Consider the following 20,767-nt stretch of genomic DNA (forward strand, 5'->3'; position numbering starts at 1 on the left):
TTCAGTCATGGACCGCCGCATTTTCGGGCTGGAGAACGAGTACGGCGTCACGTGTACGTTCAGGGGACAGCGACGCCTGTCTCCCGACGAGGTGGCGCGGTACCTCTTCCGCCGTGTCGTGTCATGGGGCCGCAGCAGCAATGTCTTTCTGCGAAACGGCGCCCGCCTCTATCTCGACGTGGGATCACATCCGGAATACGCGACACCCGAATGTGACAACGTGACGGAACTGGTCACCCACGACAAGGCCGGCGAGCGCATTCTGGAAGGACTCCTGGTAGACGCCGAACGACGCCTGCACGAGGAAGGAATCGCGGGCGACGTCTACCTCTTCAAGAACAACACCGACTCGGCGGGCAACTCCTACGGCTGCCACGAGAACTATCTGGTGGCCCGTCACGGGGAGTTCTCCCGGCTCGCGGACATCCTCATTCCGTTCCTCGTCACGAGGCAGCTTCTCTGCGGTGCCGGCAAGGTGCTGCAGACCCCGCGTGGTGCCGTGTACTGCGTCAGCCAGCGGGCCGAGCACATCTGGGAGGGCGTCTCCTCGGCGACGACCCGCTCCCGGCCGATCATCAACACCCGGGACGAACCGCACGCGGACGCCGAGCGCTACCGCCGGCTGCACGTCATCGTCGGCGACTCGAACATGTCCGAGACGACCATGCTCCTCAAGGTCGGCGCCACCGACCTCGTGCTGCGCATGATCGAGGCGGGCACGGTGATGCGCGACCTGACCCTGGAGAACCCGATCCGGGCCATCCGCGAGGTCAGCCACGACATCACGGGCCGGCGCAAGGTGCGCCTGGCAAGCGGCCGCGAGGCCTCAGCTCTTGAGGTGCAGCGCGAGTACTACGAGAAGGCAGTGGACTTCGTCGAGCGCCGCGGTATCCGTACCGGCGTCGTCGACCAGGTTCTGGAGCTGTGGGGCCGCACGCTCGACTCGATCGAGTCCGAGGACCTCGACCGGATCGGTACCGAAATCGACTGGGTGATGAAGTACAAGCTCATCGAGCGGTACCGCGCCAAGCACAACATGACGATGTCGCACCCGCGTGTCGCTCAGATAGACCTCGCCTACCACGACATCCACCGTCGCCGGGGTCTCTACTACCTGCTGGAGAAGCGGGGCCAAGCCGCCCGGATCTGCAACGACTTGAAGATCTTCGAGGGCAAGTCCGTACCGCCGCAGACCACTAGGGCCCGGCTGCGCGGCGACTTCATCCGGCGCGCTCAGGAACAGCGTCGTGATTTCACCGTCGACTGGGTCCACCTGAAGCTCAACGACCAGGCACAGCGCACCGTGTTGTGCAAGGACCCGTTCCGTTCCGTCGACGACCGGGTGGAGAAGCTCATCGCCGGAATGTGAGTCAGGACGCGTCCGGACGTGTTTCCGGAACGCAACGCGGGGCGCCGTACGTTTTCCGTACGGCGCCCTTCTCACGTCGTAGAGTTGCGCGCACGCCATCAACCAAGATCGACCGATACGAGGCCCCCACCGTGCGCCGACGCTCACTTCTTATCGCCGTTCCCGCTGGACTGGTCACTCTCGCCGGATGCGGTGACGACGACAAGTCGGACAAGGCCAAGTCCAGTGACAGCCCGTCCCCATCGGCTTCGCCCTCGGCCTCGGCGCCTCCGCCGCCGAAGATCGTCGACGGGCCGCTGCCGGGCATCACCGCCGGTGAGAAGTTCGGTGAGAAGCCCACCGTCGCCAAGGGCAGCGGTGACCCCTCCAAGGACCTCGCGGTCGAGACGGTCATCGTGGGCACCGGCCGGACGGTCGCGGAGAACGACTTCGTCCAGGCCCACTACCTGGGCCAGATCTGGTCCTCGGCGAAGGTCTTCGACAACTCCTTCGACCGCAAGACGCCGCTGGTCATCCAGCTCGCCCAGGGCCAGATCATCGACGGCTGGCGCTACGCCCTCGCGGGCAAGAAGGTCGGCAGCCGCGTCGAGATGGCCGTGCCCCCGACCTGGGGCTACGGCACGTCGGGCAACGCCCAGGCGGGCATCAAGGGCACCGACACGCTGGTCTTCGTGGTCGACATCCAGCAGGCGTTCAACGGCAAGAGCTCCGCCAAGGGCACCGCCGTCGCCCAGGACAACATCGACCTGCCGAAGGTCGGCACCAACACCGACGGCAAGGCCCCCTCCATCGAGGTGCCGAAGAAGGCCGCGCCGAAGAAGCTCGTCGCCAACTACATCCTGGAGGGTGACGGGGACGAGGTCGCAAAGAGCGACAGCCTCCTCGTGCAGTACAAGGGCGTGCTGTGGGCGGACGGCAAGGAGTTCGACTCCTCGTACAGCCGCGGGCAGCTCACGTCGTTCCCGCTCGCACAGGTCGTGAAGGGCTGGGCGCAGGGCCTGACCGGCAAGAAGGTCGGCAGCCGGGTCCTCATCGTGATTCCGCCGGCGCTCGGCTACGGAGACAACCCGCCGCAGGGCAGCAGCATCAAGAAGGACTCGGTGCTCGTCTTCTCCGTCGACATCCTCGCGAAGATGTAGTCCCTTCGGGAATGCAAGACTGTCCGCGTTGCCTTGTCACACCGAGGCGTCGCAAACACGTGCCGCAAACCAAGCAGGAGCCAGAAACGTGAGCATCGACAAGCCCGAGATCGACTTCCCGGAGGGCCAGCCCCCGACGGATCTTGAGATCAAGGACATCTGGGAGGGCGACGGCGAGGTGGCCAAGGCGGGCGACACCGTCTCCGTCCACTACGTCGGCGTGGCCTTCTCCTCCGGCGAGGAGTTCGACGCGTCCTGGAACCGCGGTACGCCGCTCCAGTTCCAGCTCGGTGCCGGCCAGGTCATCGCGGGCTGGGACCAGGGCGTACAGGGCATGAAGGTCGGCGGACGCCGTCAGCTGACCATCCCCTCGCACCTCGCCTACGGCGAGCGTGGAGCCGGTGGCGGCCGTATCGCGCCCGGCGAGACGCTGATCTTCGTCTGCGACCTGGTCGCCGTCTGAGCCCTCGCGGAGGACCGGCCGGGGGAGACCCGCGGTCCGGTCACCACGAGAGCCCCGAGCGCGACCCGATCACCACGAGGGCCGGAACCCGGCCCGGTGATCACGAAGTTCTGATCATGATCCGATCTTCGTACGCCGTGTGACCGAGGTCCGACCGGACCCGATCACTTGGGGCCCATGCCAGTCCGGGCATGGGCCCTCGGCTTTTGCCACGACACCCCGGGGCGGTACGGTCATCGGTCGGAAGCATCATAGGGAAGGGCATCGATGGCCATTGCCAAGGCAGAGCGGCTGATGAACCTGGCGCTGTGTCTGCTCGGAACCCGGCGGCCGCTCAGCAAGCGCGAGCTCCGCGAGTCCATCGAGGCCTATCTGGAAGCGAGCTCGGACGACTCCTTCAACCGGATGTTCGAGCGCGACAAGGACGATCTGCGCGAACTCGGCCTGGTCATCGAGACGGTGGAGAACCTCGACGGCGAAGTCGGCTATCTGGCCCGCCGCGACAGCAACCGGCTTCCTCCCATCACCCTCGACGCCGAGGAGGCCGCGGCCCTCGGCCTCGCCGCCAAGGTCTGGCAGCAGGCACGCCTCGCGGGCGCGGCGAGCGGCGCCCTGCAGAAACTGCGCGCCGCGGGCCTCCCCGAGGACGTCGATCCGTACGAGGCCCATGGCGCCCTGGAACCCCGCATCCCCGTGCACGAGGCCGCCTTCGAGCCCCTGATGCTCGCCTGCCGCGACCGGCGGCCCGTCGCCTTCGACTACCGCAAGGCCACCGCGGCCCGCCCCGAGCCCCGCCTCGTCGAGCCGTGGGCCCTGGAGTGCTGGCGCGGCCACTGGTACCTGGCCGGCTGGGACCGCGACCGGGGCGCCGAGCGGGTCTTCCGGCTGTCCCGGATCACCGGCAAGGTCCGTACGCGCGGCGGAAAGTACACGGCCCAGGTGCCCGACGTCGTCACCGTGCGTGAGACCGTCGCGAGCTGGGCGGGGGACATCGCCGACCGCTCCGCGCTGATCCGGCTGCGGTCGGGCTCGGGCTACCCGCTGCGCGCGAAGGCCGCCTCCGTACGGGAACTCGGTGACGGGTGGGACGAGTTGGAGATTCCGTACGGGCACGGTCTGGATGCCTGGCTCGTCGAGTTCGGGCCCGACGTGGTCGTCCTGGAACCGGCCGAGCTGCGGGCCGACGTCGTCGACCGGCTGCGCGCCGTGGCCAAGGGCTGAGGGGGAACGTAAGAAAGTGGCAGGAAAACCGGCCAAGCCCACGAACGCGCTCGACCAGACCCGGCGGATGCTCTCCCTGGTGACGTATCTGCGGGAACGGCCCGGCGCCCGGGTCGAGGATGTCGCGCGGGCCTTCGGGATCACCGAGGACGAGCTGATCTCCGACCTCGACGTGCTGCCGCTGTGCGGGACCAGCTTCCGCGGGGGCGATCTGCTCGACATCGACACCGACGGCGACCGGATCTGGTGGCACAACCCGGACGATGTCGCCGAGCCGCTGCGGATCGCCGCCGACGAGGCCACCGCGCTGCTGGTGGCCGCACGGGCCGTGTCGACCCTGCCCGGACTGCGGGAGGGCGACCGGCAGGCGCTGCTGCGGGCCACCGCGAAGGTGGAGGCAGCCTCGGGCGAGGCCGCGGGGGCCAGTGCCCGGCTGTCCGTCACCTTCGAGTCCGAGGGCGGGGTCTTCGCCGACGTCGACCGGGCGATCTCCGAGCGGCGCCGGCTGTGGATCCGCTACTACTCGCCCTCGCGCGACGAGCTCACCGAGCGGGAGATCGACCCGATCCGCCTGGTCAGCGTCGGGCACACGTACGTGGAGGCGTGGTGCCGCCGCTCCGAGGCGCGTCGCACCTTCCGGCTCGACCGGGTCGCCGAGATCAAGATCCTCGACGAGGCGTCCGCGCCGCCCGAGGTCGAGCTGCGGGACCTCTCCGAGGGTCTTGTGCAACCGGCCGCGGAGGACCCCGAGGTGGTCGTGGAGGTCGGCCCCGGCGGACGCTGGGTCGCCGAGTACTACCCGCACGACAGCGCCGAGGAGCTCCCCGACGGCGGCCTGCGCATCACCCTGCGCGCCCCCGATCCGGCGTCGCTGCGCCGGCTCGCGCTGCGGCGCGGCCGGGAGGGCCGGATCGTGTCGCCGGCGGAGGTCGCGGACAGCGCCCGGCAGGCGGCCCGTGAGGCCCTCGCGGCGTACGACGGACCGCAGGGTGCCGGTGACTCCGGGGACCGGCCGCAGGACGTGCCCGGTGCGCCTCGCGACGGTGCCACAGGTGCTCCGCTCGACGGCGTCGGGGGAGCGCAGCGCCCGGACGACGGGCCGCACGGAGTTCATGACGGGCTGTACGGCAGGCAGGAGCAAGGGCTTTGAGCGGGTCGACGATGTCGGGTATCAGTGAAATGTCCGTTGCGTCCGCGTTCTCGGGGATGACAAGGGTGGATCCCGTGGTGTTCAAGGCCGCGTGCCCCGACTGCCGGGGCGGCTTCGAACTCTCCGCGAACGCCCTGCGCCTGGTCATCGGCGCCACACATCGGACCACTTTCTACTCCTTCACCTGCCCGGAGTGCGGCGCCGCGGTTCGTAAGCCGGCCGGGGAGCGCATCGTCGAACTCCTCACCGGCGGAGGGGTCCGGGCCCTGCGGCTCCACGCGACGGTTCGCGGGGCTTAGGGTCGAGCCATGTTCTGGCCGATGTTCGCGATCGCTGTGGGTTTCCTGGGAATCTCCGTCCTCGGCGTGCTCGCCGTCCGTGTCTTTCTGGAGGCGGAACGTCTGGGCAGGCAGGTCACCGAGTCCGCACGCAGGATCAATCGCGCCGCCGAGGATCTGGAGCACGCGTCCGCCGGTGCGGCCCGCGCCGCGGACGCCCTCTGAGCCTTGCTGTCCGTGCGCTTTGAGTCACTCCGACCTGTCAGCTTCGCAGGATCGGCGGGTACGCTGCTGGTCGCGGCCCGGAGAGCGAGGCGCGGACCGCGAACTGGGAGTACGCACAGGGATTGCCCCGCGTTTACCCCTGAGCGTTACGATCGCTGCCAGCACGACTGTCGGACAGACGTCCGACCGGTCGGGCAGCAACCCAACCACGCCGCCTCGGTGAGAAGGTAAAAGCTTATGTTCGGAAGGCTCGGCGCTCCCGAGATCATTCTCATCCTCGTCGTCATCATCCTGCTGTTCGGCGCGAAGAAGCTTCCGGACATGGCCCGCTCGCTGGGCAAGTCCGCCCGCATCCTCAAGAGCGAGGCCAAGGCGATGAAGACCGAGGGCAAGGACGACAGTGCCACCCCGGCAGCCCCGCCGCAGGACGACCAGTCCCAGGTCCAGCGCACCATCCAGGCCGCACCCGGTGACGTGACCAGCTCGCGCCCGGTCACCGAGCCGACGGACACGACCAAGCGCTGACGCAGGGCCGGTGACCGCCGGCCCCCTGCACGAGATGGGAACGTGGGTTGCTGAAGTCTGCCCGCAAGAAGGAAATCGATTCCGAGGGGCGCATGCCCCTCGTGGAGCACCTTCGTGAGCTCCGCAACCGGCTGGTGAAGAGTCTGCTCGCGGTGATCGTCACCACGATCGTCTCGCTCATGTTCTACAAGGACATCATCCAGTTCTTCACGGATCCGATCCTTCGGGCTGTGGGATGTGGGCTGAGTTTCGCGGAGTTGCAGGAAACCGGTACCAGCACCTGCGCACGTATCGTGCAGAACGGTCTACTGAGCCCGTTCACGCTGGCGCTGTCCGTTTCCTTCACGTCTGGTGTGGTGCTCGCGTCGCCGGTGTGGCTGTACCAGTTGTGGGGCTTCGTCGCTCCCGGCCTGCACAAGAACGAGAAGAAGTACTCGCTCGGCATCGTCGCCGCGGGCTTCCCGCTGTTCCTGATGGGCGCGTACTTCGCTTACTGGTCGCTGCCGAAGATGGCGGAGGTGATGCTCCAGTTCTCCATCATCGGCAGTGACAACCAGCTGCCGCTGGACGAACTGATCCAGCTCATCATGCGCATGATTATTGTCTTTGGTCTGGCTTTTCAGTTGCCGTTGCTGCTGGTCATGCTGAACTTCGGAGGGATCGTCTCCGGGGCGAGGATGCTCGGCTGGTGGCGGGGCATGATCATGAGCATTACCCTGTTCGCCGCGATCGCTACCCCTAGCACCGACCCGATCTCGATGCTGGCGCTGGCCGGGCCGATCTCGGTGCTGTACTTCGTCGCCACTGGCGTCGCCCTACTGAATGATCGGCGCCGGGCCCGTCGCGAGGCCGAGGGACCGGACGACGATGAAGCTTCTGACCTTGACCTCGCCCCTGAGGACATTGGCGAGGCCGAGTCGGTGAGTGCGAGCCATGTGTTGCCTGAGCAGGCGGCCCAGGAGCGGGCGAACAACTACGGCGACGTCACGTAGGGCATCACATCATTGTGTTGAGTGGAGGCAGGACACCCTACTGGGCCCCGCCTCCACTCGCGTTAACCGGTGGCCGGTGACCGCGTAAAGTGGAGAAAGTTTGACCTAGTGTTTTTCTGTTGGTCGGTATAGGTTCATCGAGATTTTGCGAGATCTTCATGACCAAGGGGATGTTGAGGATTTTGCTTGTTTCGTTGAACCTATGGGGGGATCCGTGCTTGTGGTGGCGTTGAGATCGACATTCGTGACGCTCGCGGCAGGGGGAGCGCTTTTCGTGGCGATGAGCAACCCTGCAGCTGCGGACGACGACAATACGGGCGTTGTCGGCGGCGCGCCGTCGGGTGGCACGTGCATCACGAACATTCAGGGCGCTGCGGCCTGTTTTCAGCCATACGGTGACGTGATCTGGAGCAAGGACACTTCCACCGACGGTTACGGCGTCTACGCGAAGTGGACGAACCAACTCAGGGACTCCGGCGGTTCTTGGAGCACCTACCGGAGCGGCAAGTGTTCGAACCCTGGAAGTTCGGGTGACTGGGCTTCGTGCAACAAGGACTTCTATGAAGCCGACAACACCAATGCATACGGAGGCCAGGGAAGCCGTATCCAGGTGACGGCTTGCATTGCAAGCATCGGTGACGACGAGTGCGACACGAGTCCTTGGATCAGCAACAACGGCTGATCCGCTTGGAGCGGGTACTTGGGGCGGAGAACGCGTAGACGTTGGGTGAGCCTCGCAGGACCTCTTCAGATTTGACGCGGCCGGTCCCTCAAGGAGGACCGGCCGCGTCGGCTTCCGACTTGGGGTGATCCGGACAATGATCGTCCGTTGTCAGTGGTGGCCGGTAGTCTCGAATGCACGATGACAGAGGATCTCTCACCGGCCGAGCGGTACGCGGCAGCCCGTAAGCGTGCTGTCGAGCAGGCCACCGCGCTCGCGGACTTCCGCGAGATGTACGACTTCGGCCTCGACCCCTTCCAGATCGAGGCCTGTCAGGCCCTCGAAGCGGGCAAGGGTGTTCTCGTGGCCGCGCCCACCGGCTCGGGCAAGACGATCGTCGGCGAGTTCGCCGTCCATCTCGCCCTCCAGCAGGGCAAGAAATGCTTCTACACCACGCCCATCAAGGCACTGTCGAACCAGAAGTACGCCGACCTGTGCCGTCGTTACGGCGCTGACAAGGTCGGCCTGCTCACCGGCGACAACAGCGTCAACTCCGAGGCGCCGGTGGTCGTGATGACCACCGAGGTCCTCCGGAACATGCTGTACGCGGGCTCGCAGACCCTCCTCGGCCTCGGTTACGTCGTCATGGACGAGGTGCACTACCTCTCGGACCGCTTCCGCGGCGCCGTCTGGGAGGAAGTGATCATCCACCTCCCCGAGTCGGTGACCCTGGTGTCACTGTCGGCCACGGTGTCGAACGCGGAGGAGTTCGGCGACTGGCTCGACACCGTCCGTGGCGACACCGAGGTGATCGTCTCCGAGCACCGGCCCGTGCCGCTCTTCCAGCACGTGCTCGCCGGGCGCCGGATGTACGACCTCTTCGAGGAGGGCGAGGGCCACAAGAAGGCCGTCAACCCCGACCTCACGCGCCTGGCGCGCATGGAGGCCAGCCGTCCGTCGTACCAGGACCGCAAGCGGGGCCGCGCCATGCGCGACGCCGACCGGGAGCGCGAGCGGCGGCAGCGGTCCCGGGTGTGGACGCCGGGGCGGCCCGAGGTCATCGAGCGGCTCGACTCCGAAGGCCTGCTGCCCGCCATCACGTTCATCTTCAGCCGCGCCGCCTGCGAGGCCGCCGTCCAGCAGTGCATGTACGCGGGGCTGCGGCTGAACGACGAGGAGGCCCGGGAGAAGGTCCGCGCCCTCGTCGAGGAGCGCACGGCCTCCATCCCGAACGAGGACCTCCACGTCCTCGGCTACTACGAATGGCTGGAAGGCCTGGAGCGCGGCATCGCGGCCCACCACGCGGGCATGCTGCCGACGTTCAAGGAGGTCGTCGAGGAACTCTTCGTACGCGGCCTGGTGAAGGCCGTGTTCGCCACCGAGACCCTCGCGCTCGGCATCAACATGCCCGCCCGCTCGGTGGTGTTGGAGAAGCTCGTCAAGTGGAACGGCGAGCAGCACGCCGACATCACCCCCGGCGAGTACACCCAGCTCACCGGCCGGGCCGGCCGCCGCGGCATCGATGTCGAGGGCCACGCCGTCGTGTTGTGGCAGCGCGGAATCAACCCCGACCACCTCGCGGGACTCGCCGGCACGCGCACGTACCCGCTGCGTTCCAGCTTCAAGCCGTCGTACAACATGGCGGTGAACCTCGTGGAGCAGTTCGGGCGGCATCGCTCGCGCGAGCTGCTGGAGACGTCCTTCGCGCAGTTCCAGGCCGACAAGTCGGTCGTCGGGATCTCCCGCCAGGTGCAGCGCAACGAGGAGGGGCTCGAGGGCTACAAGGAGTCCATGACCTGCCACCTCGGGGACTTCGAGGAGTACGCGCGGCTGCGCCGCGACCTCAAGGACCGCGAGACCGAGCTGGCCAAGCAGGGCGCCTCGCAGCGGCGCGCCGAGGCGGCCGTCTCCCTGGAGAAGCTCAAGCCGGGTGACGTCATCCACGTCCCGACCGGCAAGTTCGCGGGACTCGCGCTCGTCCTCGACCCGGGGCTGCCCGCCGGGCGGTCCAACGGACACCGGGGCTTCGAGCACCACGACGGGCCGCGCCCCCTCGTCCTCACCGCCGAGCGCCAGGTCAAGCGGCTCAACACGACCGACTTCCCGGTGCCCGTCGAGGCGCTGGAGCGGATGCGCATCCCGAAGTCGTTCAACGCGCGCTCTCCGCAGTCGCGCCGCGACCTCGCCTCGGCGCTGCGCACCAAGGCCGGACACATCGTGCCCGAGCGGCACCGCAAGCGCCGCGCCGAGGCCGCCGACGACCGCGAGATCGCCCAGCTGCGCACGGCGATCCGGGCGCATCCCTGCCACGGATGCACCGACCGCGAGGACCACGCCCGCTGGGCCGAGCGCTACCACCGACTGCGGCGCGACACCGCCCAGTTGGAGAACCGCATCGAGGGCCGGACGAACACGATCGCCCGCACCTTCGACCGGATCGTCGCGCTCCTGACCGAGCTGGACTATCTGCGCGGCGACGAGGTCACCGAACACGGCAAGCGGCTCGCCCGGTTGTACGGCGAGATGGACCTGCTCTCCAGCGAATGCCTGCGCGAAGGGGTCTGGGAGGGCCTCGGACCGGCCGAACTGGCCGCGTGCGTCTCGGCGTTGGTGTACGAGTCCAGGGTCGGCGACGACGCGATGGCGCCGAAGCTGCCGTCGGGCAGGGCGAAGGCCGCGCTCGGCGAAATGGTCCGCATCTGGGGCCGGCTCGACGCCCTGGAGGAGGACTTCCGGATCACGCAGACCGAGGGCGTCGGCCAGCGCGAGCCCGACCTGGGCTTCGCCTGGGCCGCCTACGAGTGGGCCTCCGGCAAGGGCCTCGACGAGGTGCTGCGCGAGGCGGAGATGCCCGCCGGTGACTTCGTGCGCTGGTGCAAGCAGGTCATCGACGTGCTGGGACAGATCTCCGCGGCGGCACCGGTCTCGTCCGGCGCGAGTTCGACGGTGGCGAAGAACGCGCGCAAGGCGGTTGATCAGTTGCTGCGGGGAGTGGTGGCTTACTCGTCGGTCGGGTGAGTTGACGGGGTCGGCCGGTGGGTCAGTTGGTGGGGCGGGTCCTGGCTTCGGCTTCGGCCGGGGTGGCGCCGCTGGGGGCCGATGGCGGTCAGGGGTGGCTTCGGTTTCGGGGACGCGCTGGTGGGTGTCGGCTGCTTCCCCCTCCGGGGCCCGGCGGGGGAGCGACGGTGCAGGCCTCGGCGGGGCCTGCCGGTGCCTGCGTGGGGCCTGACGGTGCCTCGGTGGGGCTTTCGGGGACGGTAGGCCCGGCGTGTTCTCGCTGCGGCCGGTCCGGTGCAGAGGCCTGTCACTCGTCGGGGGAGTTCAGATACGCGCGCCATCCCCCGTACGCCGTGATGTCCCGCGCGCCGTCGAGCGCGCCCGGCTCGCACAGGAAGCCGGGTGCCTCGTCGCCGTCGGCCAGTTCGACCCGGCCCAGGGCCATCGGCCGGGGCAGCGCGGCGAGCAGGCGGGCGAGTCCCTCCGCGGGCAGGCGCCAGACCTCGGCCTCGATCGCGGTGCCGCCCTCGCCCACGTGGACGAGACCGGGCTTGGGCGGTTCGGTCGACAGGGCGTGCAGCCGGTAGACGGGCGCGGTCCTGGTCGTTCGTTCCAACCGGGCGCCCAGGGAGAGGAGTTGGCCGTTGAGCGGCTGGTCCGACAGGTGGGCGCCGACCACGGCGATCCGGGTCGTCGGTGCCTCCAGGGTCCGGGCGATCCGGGCGAGGCGTTCGTCGGTGAAGGCCGGGCCGATCAGCATCACGCCGAACGGGAGGCCCCCAACCACGCCCGCCGGGACGGCCACGGCCGCCAGGTCGAAGAGGTTCGTGGAGTTGGTGAAGCGGCCGAGCCGGGCGTTGGAGCCGAGCGGGTCGGCGGCGACCTCGGCGAGCGTGGGGTGGCCCGGGGCCGTGGGGAGGAGCAGGGCGTCCGCGTCGCCGAGTTCCGCCAGCGCGCGGGTGCGCAGGGCCGCCAGCCGGTCCTGGTCTGCGAAGAGCTGGTGGGCCGGGATGTCGCGGGCGCGGGTGATGATGCCGGCGACCGTCGGGTCGAGGCCCGCTCCGCCCTCGGAGAGCAACTTGTCGACAAAGCTTCCCACGGCGGTGTAGCGCTCGGCCACGAAGGCGCCCTCGTAGAGCATCGCGGCGGCCTCGGTGAAGGGGGCGAGGTCCAGGGGGCGCAACTCGGCTCCCGCCGCGCGGAGTTGGGCGGCGGCTTCCTCGTACGCCTCCGCCCAGCCCTCGTCCAGCTCGCCGAGCTGTTCGCGGGGCGGGACGGCGATGCGCCATGGGCCCGGGGTGCGCTGGGGGAGTGCGGGGAGGTCGCGGGCGGGCGGGGAGGCCATGTGTGCCAGGGCCTGCTCCGCCTCCTGGAGGGTGCGGGCGAAGACCGTCACGCAGTCGAGGGTGGCGCAGGCCGGGACCACGCCGTCCGTGGGGACGAGGCCTCGGGTCGGCTTGAGGCCGACGATGCCGTTGAAGGCCGCGGGGATGCGGCCGCTGCCTGCGGTGTCGGTTCCCAGAGCGAGGTCCACGATGCCGAGGGCTACCGCTACCGCGCTTCCCGAGCTGGAGCCGCCGCTGATTCTTTCGGGGGCGACGGCGTTGCGGACGGGGCCGTGGGGGGAGCGGGTTCCTACCAGGCCTGTGGCGAACTGGTCCAGGTTGGTGGTGCCCAGGGGGATCGCGCCTGCCGCGCGGAGGCGGGCGACCACCGGGGCGTCCGTCTCCGGGTGGTATGCGTAGGCCGGGCAGGCGGCGGTGGTGGGGAGGCCTGCCACGTCGATGTTGCCCTTCGCGGCGAAGAGCCTGCCTGCGAGGGGGAGGTGCTCGCCTGCGGCCACGCGGGTGTCGATGGCTCGGGCTTCCTCTTCCACCTCTGCCTGGGGGCGCAGGTCGATCCAGACCTCGGGGCGGGATGTGGCCTCGATACGGGCGTAGGCCCTGCGCACGCGGGCCACTGCGTGGGGCTTGGTCTGGGGCGACATCTGTGCTCCTTGCTGGGGGTTCGTTGTCGGCTGCGGGCCCGGCAGTCTGTGCCCACCCGTTCCGCCCTGCGGAACGCCTGCCCACAGACTGTGCGGCGGGTGGGGTGCCTGCCCGCAGACGGCGCGGCGCGGGTGGGCCGGGCTGCCCACGGATGACGCGGGGCTCAGGCCGGTGGCGGGCCCACCACCGCCAACGCCGTGCCCGCTTCCACCTGGTCGCCCGGTTTGGCCAGGAGGTCCAGGACCACTCCGTTCATGGGGGACGGGACCCGGGACTCCATCTTCATGGCCTCCAGGGCCAGCAGGGGCTGGCCGGTGGTGACCGTGTCGCCCGGTTGGACGTTGAGCTGCCACACCGAGGCGGCGAATTCGGCTTCGACGAGGCGGGCGCCCGGGGGCACTGTCACCTGCACGGGGGCGGCCACCGGAGCCGACACCGCCTCCGCACGGGTGAACTCGCCCGCCGCCTCCCAGGCGTCGCGCTCCGCGGAGAAGGCCGTGCCCTGCCGGGTGCGGAACTCCTCGATCGCGTCGGCGTTCTCGGCGAGGAAGGCCTCGTACGAGGCGAGGGAGAAGGTGCCCTCCTCGATCCTCGGGACGAAGCGGCCCGAGGTGATGTCGGAGCGCAGGTCCAGCAGTTCGTCCGCGTCCACCGGGTACCACTTGACGCGGTCGAAGAAGCGCAGCAGCCAGGGCGAGCCCGGCTCGAACGCGCCCCGCTGCTGCCACCCGGACCACACCTGCGTCGTACGGCCCACGAACTGGTAGCCGCCGGGCCCCTCCATCCCGTAGATGCACAGGTACGCCCCGCCGATGCCCACCGAGTTCTCGGCCGTCCAGGTGCGCGCCGGGTTGTACTTCGTGGTGACGAGTCGGTGCCGGGGGTCGAGCGGCGTCGCCACCGGCGCCCCGAGATAGACATCGCCGAGGCCCAGGACCAGGTACTCGGCGTCGAAGACCGTCCGGTACACGTCCTCGACCGAGTCGAGACCGTTGACGCGGCGGATGAACTCGATGTTCCACGGGCACCAGGGCGCGTCGTCGCGCACGCCCGCCATGTAGCGGGCGATGGCCTCGCGGGTCGCAGGATCGTCCCAGGAGAGCGGGAGGTGCACGGTGCGCGACGGCACGACGAGCTGGTCGGCGGGTGGGAGCGAGGCGACGATCTCCCTTACCAGGGACAGGAGTTCGGGCGCCGGGAGCTCGTCCGGGTCCGTCTGGATCTGGAGCGAACGGATGCCGGGCGTGATGTCGGTGATGCCGGGCAGCCCGGCTGCCGACACCGCCTCCATCAGCGCGTGCACCCGCATCCGCAGCGCCAGGTCGAGCTGCATGGGCCCGAACTCGACGAGCAGGTTGTCGTCACCGCTGCGCCGGTACGTCACGTCGGCGTCCCGGGCCAGTACGCCGCCGTCGGCGATCTCCGCACGGTCCGCGACCGGCGCTGCAGCCGGGGCATGCCGCAGCCGCGCGGCCTCGGGCACGGTCACCGGGATGAAGCGGACGGTGTCACCCGGCCGCAGCTGTCCCAGCTTCCAGCGCTGACCCTTCGCGATGGTCGCCGGGCAGACGAACCCGCCCAGCGATGGCCCGTCCGGGCCCAGCAGCACCGGCATGTCGCCCGTGTAGTCGACCGCGCCGACCGAGTAGGGCGTGTCATGGATGTTGGAGGGGTGCAGGCCCGCCTCGCCGCCGTCGGTGCGCGCCCAGCGGGGCTTGGGCCCGACCAGCCGTACGCCCGTACGCGCCGAGTTGAAGTGCACCTTCCACTCGGCCGCGTAGAAGTCGCGGATGTCCTCCTCGGTGAAGAACTCCGGTGCCGCGTGCGGCCCTTCGAGCGCACCGACCTGCCACTCGGAACCGAACACCGGCCGCTCGCCGACCGGAACAGGACCACCAGGGAAGCCACCAACCGGAACAGCCCCCCCGTGCAGCACATCCCCCGTCCGCAAGGCCCGTCCGCCGTGCCCGCCGAAGCGGCCCAGCGTGAACGTCGAGGCGCTGCCCAGGAAGGCCGGCACGTCCAGGCCGCCGCCGGCGAGGAGTACGTACGTCCGCAGTCCGTGCTCCGAGGGTGCGCCCACCTCCAGCAGACCGCCCGCGGGTACCGTCACCGGCTCCCACTGGGGGACCGCCGTCCCGTCGACCGTCACCGGCGCCGGAGCGCCCGTGACGCACACGGTCGTCGGATGCGTGAACCTCAACGCCGGTCCCTGCAAGGTGCATTCGAGCCCGGGGGCGCCCTCGTCGTTGCCCAGCGCCCGGTTGCCGAGCCGGAAGGACAGGTCGTCCATCGGCCCGCACGGCGGCACACCCACCTGCCAGTAGCCGGTCCGACCCGGCCAGTCCTGGACCGTCGTCAGGGTCCCGCCGGAGACGACCTCGATCCGCGGCGTCGGATCGCTCACCGCGGCGAGGGTGGCCGTGGAGTGCGCGGCCGCCCGGAACGCCGGGTCCGACAGCGCGGCCCGCACCAGGCCGAGGTTCGTCTCGATACCGTCCACCCGGGTCCTGGCCAGCGCCTCGTCCAGCCGCTCCAGCGCGTGCGCCCGGTCGGAGCCGTACGCGACGACCTTCGCGAGCATCGGGTCGTACGCCGTGGTGACCTCGGTACCCGTCTCGATCCAGCCGTCCACACGGACCCCCCGCGGGAACTCGACCCGGGTCAACAGGCCCGCGCTGGGCCGGTGTTCGCGCGTCGGGTCCTCCGCGTACACCCGCGCCTCGACGGCGTGGCCGCGCGGCGCCCCGGGATCGCGTACGACATCGGAGTCGCCGCGGGCCAGCCGCAGCATCCACGCGACGAGGTCGACGCCGTAGATCTCCTCGGTGACCGGATGTTCCACCTGGAGCCGGGTGTTGACCTCCAGGAAGTACGCCTCCTCGCGGGCCGCGTCGTAGACGAACTCGACCGTGCCGGCGGAGCGGTAGCCGACGCTCGCGCACAAGTCGCGTGCGGCGGTGGCAAGTTGTTCGCGCACATGGGAAGGCAGGCCGGGAGCCGGGGCCTCCTCCACGACCTTCTGGTTGCGGCGCTGGAGCGAGCAGTCGCGGTCGCCGAAGGTGACGACACGGCCCTCGCCGTCGCCGAACACCTGCACCTCGACATGGCGGGCGTGCTCGACGAGCCGCTCCAGGAAGACACCGGCGGAGGAGAAGGACGCCGCGGCGACGCGCTGCACACGCTCCCAGGCGTCACGGAGGTCCTCCGCCGAGCGGCACGCGGACATGCCGATGCCGCCTCCGCCGCCGGTCGCCTTGAGCATCACCGGGTAGCCGATGGACTCGGCCAGGCGCAGGGCCTCGTCGACGTCCGCGAGCAGGCCCGTACCCGGCGCCAGCGGTACCCCGGCCGCCTCCGCGGCCGCCCGGGCCGTGTGCTTCGCCCCGAACAATTCCAACTGCTCCGGCGTGGGCCCCACGAACACGATGCCCGCGTCCTGGCAGCGGCGAGCGAACGCCGCGTCCTCGGACAGGAAGCCGTAGCCCGGGTGGATCGCCCCGGCCCCGGTGTCCTTCGCCGCCCTCAGAACGAGATCCGCGTCGAGGTACGACTCCTTGGCGGGCGCGGGCCCCAGCCGTACGGCCTCGTCGGCGAGCCGCACATGGGGCGCCGAGCGGTCCGCGTCGGAGTACACCGCGACCGTGCGCAGGCCCAACTCCCTTGCCGTACGGATGATCCGGACCGCGATCTCGCCCCGGTTGGCGACGAGGAGCGTGTCGAAGTCGGTCCCGCCGCCGCTCATCCCTCCGCCGGCATCCGCTCCTCCGCCGCTCATTCGGGAGCCCCGATCGTCATCTCCACCGCGGTCGGCTCGAAGCCGTTGCAAGGGTTGTTGATCTGGGGGCAGTTGGAGACCAGCACGAGCACGTCACGCTCGGCACGCAGGGTCAGGGAGAGGCCCGGCGCCGAGATGCCGTCGACGATGCCGAGGGTGCCGTCCTTCTCGACCGGCACGTTCATGTACCAGTTGATGTTGGAGACCAGGTCGCGCTTGCCGAGGCCGTAACGGGCGCCCTCCGCAAGGAAGTTGTCCACGCAGGCGTGCTGGGACCAGGTGTGGTGCCCGTACCGCAGCGTGTTCGACTCCTTGGAGCAGGCGCCGCCGACCGTGTCGTGCCGGCCGACGTCGTCCGCGACGACCGTCATCAGCGGCGTGTGTTCGTTCGACATGAGCACACTGCCCGTGGTCAGGAAGATGTTCCCCTGCGCCTGGATCGTGTCGGGCGCGCTGTAACGCACGCTCGTGTCCCCGGCGTCGTACACGAGGAAGTCGACGGCCTGGTTGCCGTGCAGGTCCGTGATGGTGAGCGTGGCGCCCGCGCGGACGACGGCCGACCAGGCGGCCCGGGCCGCGACGGTGGTCCTCTGGACGGACTGCTCGCTCATGCGATCCCCCTCGCGGCAAGGAACTCGGCGGTGTTGAGGAAGGCGCGGTGGCCCTCGGGCGTGGCGTCCCACAGCGGATCACCGGACCGGGTGGCCTCGGCGCGCCAGGCCAGTACCTCCAGCGGCGTGCTCGTGTAGGCCTCGCGGGGGTCGGCCGGGTGGGGCACGTTGGCCAGCAGCACCGTGAGGTCCTGCTCGGTGCGCAGCGTCACGCTCACCCCGGGACCGGCCGAACCGGTGAAGTCCAGAGAGCCGTCCTCGCGTACCTCCACGCCCTGGAAGAAGGACAGCGACGGCGGCAGATCCCGCGGCGCCAGCCCGTTCTTGGCGGCCGCCAGCTTGAACAGCTCACGCCCGGCGGGCGAGGGGGACTGCGGCGCCCCGTCCCCGTACCGCTCCGTGTTCCGCACGAGACCGGACGTGCCGCACAGCGCGTCGTGCCGTCCGGAGGTGTCGGTGATCACCGAGGCGAGGACGCGGCCCTGGTCGGAGAGGAGCAACTGGCCCTCGCCGAGGTAGGCGTTCCACTGCACCTTCACCGTGTCGGCCACGTTCAGGCGCTCCCACGGCCGGTCGGCGGCGAAGAGGAGCAGATGGGCGCAGGCGTCGCCCTTGAGGTCGGTCAGCCGCAGCTCCGTGCCGCGGGCCAGCACCTTGTGCGTGTAGTTGCCGCCCGCCACCGTCTCCGCCCACACGAGGTGGCCCGCCTCGCACGGCGGCGCGGGCCAGGCACTCGCCGGGACGACGGGCATGGCCTCGGCTCGGGTGCCCTCCTGGGCGCGGGCGTGCGCGCGGGCTCCGTAAGTGGTCGCTGTCGCCATCGCGGGACCTCCGGCTCGGCAGTGGTCGGTCATGGGTGCGGTCGAGCGGGTGCTCGTATTTCTGTCGCCCGACAGAAATTAGGAGCCGGGCGGGTCGCCGCCGTTGCCCGCGGGTTGCGGCCCCGTTACCGATCCCTCACCGAGATCGCCTGATGGGGCGGTGTGCGAGGATCGAACGCATGGGTTCCAGTGGACGACGAGTGGGCAGGCCGCGCGCCGAGCAGCGGCCGGACAGCGGCCTCTCGCCGCGCGACGAGCTGCTCGCCGCCGCCGCGGAGCTGTTCACGACGCGGGGGTACGCGGCCACGACCACCCGGGCCGTCGCCGAGCGGGCGGGCATGCGCCAGGCGTCCATGTACCACTACGTGTCCGGCAAGGAGGAGCTGCTCGCCGCGCTCCTGGAGTCCACCGTCACGCCCTCGCTGGCCTTCGCCCGGCAGCTCCTCGCCGAGCACGACGCCCCTGCCGCGGACCGCCTCTGGGATCTGTGCCGCACCGACGTCGAGCTGCTCTGCGGCGGCTCGCACAACCTCGGCGGGCTCTATCTGCTGCCCGAGGTCCACTCGGAGCGCTTCGCCGGCTTCCACGCCGTACGGGCCGAACTCAAGGACGCCTACCGGCAGTTGCTCGCCGCGACCGAGGCGGGCGGCGCGCTCGCCAAGAGCGAGCTGGACCTTCGCACCGATCTGCTCTTCGGTCTCATCGAAGGGGTGATCCTCGTGCACCGCTCCGATCCCGAGCGGCCCGTCTCGGCCTTCGCCGAAGCCACCGCGGACGCGGCCCTGCGCATCGCCGGAATCTGAGCCGGAAGCCGCCTCCGGGCGCTGTCCCACCCCTTCTGGTGAGGGGTTTTCGTATGCCCGTACGCCGTCACGCAACGTGTGCGAATGACCTCGCTGTGTGTAAATGGGGCAGAGCGTACTCCTGTCGCGAGGGTGATTTCAGGTGCTTGCTGAATATGACACGGCGATGATCCGGTCGGACTAAGCTCGCCCGCAGCGCACCGAGTTGGGGTGTATTCGTGCGCTTGTTCCAAAAGATACCGAAGATCCAGTTTGATTGCCAGATAAACCCCCAGCAACTTCCCCGACCTTCAGCCGATTTGTCTCAGAGGGCATACATGGTGAGTGTTCAATCGCCTCCCGGTGGCCGTGAACTTCCCTACGCGCGCGTGCTGCTGCTGCCGGCGATACTGATGGCCGCGGTGACCGGGACCGGTGTCGCCCTGGTGACGGGGTCGGCCCGGATCGCCGTCGGCTTGTGCGGAGCAGGCGCGACGCTCCTGGTGATCGCGGTCGCGGCCGTCGCGGTGCGCCGCGGCCGTATGGTCCGTGACCTGCGTGCCGAGCACGCTCGGAGGACCGCCTGCCTGGAGCAGCGGATCGCTGCCCACGACCAGGAGTTCACCCGGCTGGGCACGGAGATCCTGCCCGCCGCGCTGTACCGCCTGCGCTGCGGAGAATCCCCCGACGAGGTGATTCGCAACGAAATCGACGGTGACTCCGAGTGGGGCGAACTCCCCAAGTCGCAGCGTGACTTGGTGCACATGGTGCTCGACATCGTCGACCGCGAGGAAGCGCTGCGCGACTCCTCGCAGCGGTCCTTCGTCAACATCGCCCGGCGTGTCCAGGCGATCGTCCACCAGCAGAACAAGGAACTCCGGGAGATGGAGGAGGACCACGGGCGCAACCCCGAGGTCTTCGACGACCTCCTGCGCATCGACCACGGCACCGCGCTGATCGGCCGCCTCGCCGACTCCATCGCCGTCCTCGGCGGCAGCCGCCCCGGACGTGTGTGGCCCAAGCCCGTGCCGCTGTACAGCGTGCTGCGTGGCGCGATGTCCCGCATCCTGGACTACCGACGCATCGAGCTGCACTCGATCGCCAAGGCCAACGTCAACGGCGTCTCCGTCGAACCGGTCATCCACGCCTGCGCCGAACTCCTCGACAACGCGACGCGCTACTCGCCGCCGCACACCAAGGTGCACGTCACCGCCGTCGAGGTGCAGACCGGCATCGCCATCGAGATCGAGGACGGCGGCGTCAGCCTCAGCGAGGAGTCCCGCGCCAAGGTCGAGGACATGCTCGCCAAGGCCCAGGCAAGCGTCGACCTGCAGGAACTCGGCGACAGCCCGCGTCTCGGCCTCGCCGTCGTCGGCCGTCTGTCGACGATGTACAAGATGCACATCGCGCTCCGGCAGTCCGCGTACGGCGGGGTCCGCGCGGTGATCGTCGTACCCCGCGACATGCTCAGCATCGAGCCCGCTCCCGGGCTCGCCCACGGCATCGGCGCAGCCGCCGTACCCACCATGGACACCGGTGGTGTCGAGGGCCCCAACCGCAAGCCCAAACGCCGTCGCCCGACCACCGGACCGCGGGTCCCGAGCTCCGCGGAGGAGATGGACCCGGGCATGGAGGACGACGTCCCCGTCGTCACCGAGTGGACGCCGAACGGCCTGCCGCAGCGCCGCAGCCGGATGAAGACCCCGCTCAGCCAGCGCATGGCCGAGGCCGCCGCCGCGGAGGCCGCGGCCGAGCCCGCCATGGCCG

Annotated in this window: 17 protein-coding genes; 13 read left to right on the plus strand and 4 right to left on the minus strand. The window is 69.8% G+C overall.

Features of this window, described 5'->3' with window-relative positions:
• Positions 1–7: 7 nt before the first annotated feature.
• The 11 genes from pafA (at position 8) to O3Q52_RS00500 (ending at position 11,041) form a co-directional block, all read left to right on the plus strand.
• Positions 8–1,369, plus strand: coding sequence for a Pup--protein ligase (gene pafA / locus O3Q52_RS00450; protein WP_143635636.1), 1,362 nt, complete (start codon positions 8–10; stop codon positions 1,367–1,369).
• Between the two features lie 131 nt (positions 1,370–1,500).
• Positions 1,501–2,508, plus strand: a complete 1,008-nt coding sequence (locus O3Q52_RS00455; protein ID WP_269646751.1) for an FKBP-type peptidyl-prolyl cis-trans isomerase — start codon at positions 1,501–1,503, stop codon at positions 2,506–2,508.
• Positions 2,509–2,596: 88 nt separating this feature from the next.
• Positions 2,597–2,971 carry an FKBP-type peptidyl-prolyl cis-trans isomerase gene (locus O3Q52_RS00460; RefSeq protein ID WP_269646752.1) on the plus strand — a complete coding sequence of 125 codons (375 nt, stop codon included), beginning with the start codon at positions 2,597–2,599 and terminating at the stop codon, positions 2,969–2,971.
• A gap of 267 nt (positions 2,972–3,238) precedes the next feature.
• The gene (locus O3Q52_RS00465) at positions 3,239–4,192 is read left to right on the plus strand and encodes a YafY family protein (RefSeq protein ID WP_055615505.1); all 954 of its coding nucleotides are present in this window, start codon (positions 3,239–3,241) and stop codon (positions 4,190–4,192) included.
• Positions 4,193–4,208: 16 nt separating this feature from the next.
• Positions 4,209–5,342: a YafY family protein gene (locus O3Q52_RS00470; protein WP_269646753.1), complete on the plus strand. Its 1,134-nt coding sequence runs from the start codon at positions 4,209–4,211 to the stop codon at positions 5,340–5,342.
• An 11-nt stretch (positions 5,343–5,353) separates the two neighbouring features.
• Positions 5,354–5,641: a hypothetical protein gene (locus tag O3Q52_RS00475; RefSeq protein ID WP_269646764.1), complete on the plus strand. Its 288-nt coding sequence runs from the start codon at positions 5,354–5,356 to the stop codon at positions 5,639–5,641.
• Positions 5,642–5,650: 9 nt separating this feature from the next.
• Complete coding sequence (locus O3Q52_RS00480; RefSeq protein WP_269646754.1) at positions 5,651–5,845, plus strand: hypothetical protein; 195 nt, start codon at positions 5,651–5,653, stop codon at positions 5,843–5,845.
• Between the two features lie 237 nt (positions 5,846–6,082).
• On the plus strand, positions 6,083–6,370 hold the full coding sequence (gene tatA, locus O3Q52_RS00485; RefSeq protein WP_143635623.1) for a Sec-independent protein translocase subunit TatA: 288 nt from the start codon (positions 6,083–6,085) through the stop codon (positions 6,368–6,370).
• 47 nt (positions 6,371–6,417) lie between these two features.
• Entirely contained in the window at positions 6,418–7,362 is a 945-nt protein-coding gene (gene tatC / locus O3Q52_RS00490; protein WP_269646755.1) for a twin-arginine translocase subunit TatC, read from the plus strand.
• A 274-nt stretch (positions 7,363–7,636) separates the two neighbouring features.
• Positions 7,637–8,044 (plus strand): hypothetical protein, encoded by a 408-nt coding sequence (locus O3Q52_RS00495; RefSeq protein ID WP_269646756.1) that lies wholly within the window; start codon positions 7,637–7,639, stop codon positions 8,042–8,044.
• Between the two features lie 180 nt (positions 8,045–8,224).
• A complete protein-coding gene (locus O3Q52_RS00500; protein ID WP_269646757.1) occupies positions 8,225–11,041 on the plus strand; it encodes an RNA helicase in 2,817 nt (938 codons plus the stop codon).
• Positions 11,042–11,327: 286 nt separating this feature from the next.
• On the opposite strand, the gene atzF is transcribed toward O3Q52_RS00500, so the two are convergent.
• The 4 genes from atzF to O3Q52_RS00520 all read right to left on the minus strand — a co-directional run bounded on the left by atzF (position 11,328) and on the right by O3Q52_RS00520 (position 18,218).
• Positions 11,328–13,007, minus strand: coding sequence for an allophanate hydrolase (gene atzF, locus O3Q52_RS00505; RefSeq protein WP_269646758.1), 1,680 nt, complete (start codon positions 13,005–13,007; stop codon positions 11,328–11,330).
• Positions 13,008–13,171: 164 nt separating this feature from the next.
• Complete coding sequence (uca, locus tag O3Q52_RS00510; protein ID WP_269646759.1) at positions 13,172–16,753, minus strand: urea carboxylase; 3,582 nt, start codon at positions 16,751–16,753, stop codon at positions 13,172–13,174.
• A gap of 29 nt (positions 16,754–16,782) precedes the next feature.
• The gene (locus O3Q52_RS00515; protein ID WP_269646760.1) at positions 16,783–17,397 is read right to left on the minus strand and encodes an urea amidolyase associated protein UAAP2; all 615 of its coding nucleotides are present in this window, start codon (positions 17,395–17,397) and stop codon (positions 16,783–16,785) included.
• A complete protein-coding gene (locus O3Q52_RS00520; RefSeq protein WP_269646761.1) occupies positions 17,394–18,218 on the minus strand; it encodes an urea amidolyase associated protein UAAP1 in 825 nt (274 codons plus the stop codon). Before O3Q52_RS00520 ends, O3Q52_RS00515 begins: the two co-directional genes overlap by 4 nt.
• A 179-nt stretch (positions 18,219–18,397) precedes the next feature.
• On the opposite strand from O3Q52_RS00520, the gene O3Q52_RS00525 reads away from it, so the two are divergent.
• On the plus strand, positions 18,398–19,021 hold the full coding sequence (locus tag O3Q52_RS00525; RefSeq protein WP_055613921.1) for a TetR/AcrR family transcriptional regulator: 624 nt from the start codon (positions 18,398–18,400) through the stop codon (positions 19,019–19,021).
• A 317-nt stretch (positions 19,022–19,338) separates the two neighbouring features.
• Positions 19,339–20,767: sensor histidine kinase KdpD (locus tag O3Q52_RS00530; protein WP_269646762.1), on the plus strand; the 1,429-nt coding region annotated here is incomplete at its 3' end.

It is taken from the genome of Streptomyces sp. ActVer (assembly GCF_027270795.1).
Classification (GTDB): domain Bacteria; phylum Actinomycetota; class Actinomycetes; order Streptomycetales; family Streptomycetaceae; genus Streptomyces; species Streptomyces umbrinus_A.

What these genes read in the sequence shown, in the direction of transcription:
- tatA (WP_143635623.1), top strand. Translation starts at nt 6,083, where the DNA reads ATGTTCGGAAGGCTCGGCGCTCCCGAGATCATTCTCATCCTCGTCGTC.
- pafA (WP_143635636.1), top strand. Translation starts at nt 8, where the DNA reads ATGGACCGCCGCATTTTCGGGCTGGAGAACGAGTACGGCGTCACGTGT.
- O3Q52_RS00475 (WP_269646764.1), top strand. Translation starts at nt 5,354, where the DNA reads ATGTCGGGTATCAGTGAAATGTCCGTTGCGTCCGCGTTCTCGGGGATG.
- O3Q52_RS00520 (WP_269646761.1), bottom strand. Translation starts at nt 18,218, where the DNA reads ATGGCGACAGCGACCACTTACGGAGCCCGCGCGCACGCCCGCGCCCAG.
- O3Q52_RS00525 (WP_055613921.1), top strand. Translation starts at nt 18,398, where the DNA reads ATGGGTTCCAGTGGACGACGAGTGGGCAGGCCGCGCGCCGAGCAGCGG.
- O3Q52_RS00515 (WP_269646760.1), bottom strand. Translation starts at nt 17,397, where the DNA reads ATGAGCGAGCAGTCCGTCCAGAGGACCACCGTCGCGGCCCGGGCCGCC.
- O3Q52_RS00480 (WP_269646754.1), top strand. Translation starts at nt 5,651, where the DNA reads ATGTTCTGGCCGATGTTCGCGATCGCTGTGGGTTTCCTGGGAATCTCC.
- O3Q52_RS00500 (WP_269646757.1), top strand. Translation starts at nt 8,225, where the DNA reads ATGACAGAGGATCTCTCACCGGCCGAGCGGTACGCGGCAGCCCGTAAG.
- O3Q52_RS00465 (WP_055615505.1), top strand. Translation starts at nt 3,239, where the DNA reads ATGGCCATTGCCAAGGCAGAGCGGCTGATGAACCTGGCGCTGTGTCTG.
- atzF (WP_269646758.1), bottom strand. Translation starts at nt 13,007, where the DNA reads ATGTCGCCCCAGACCAAGCCCCACGCAGTGGCCCGCGTGCGCAGGGCC.
- uca (WP_269646759.1), bottom strand. Translation starts at nt 16,753, where the DNA reads ATGAGCGGCGGCGGGACCGACTTCGACACGCTCCTCGTCGCCAACCGG.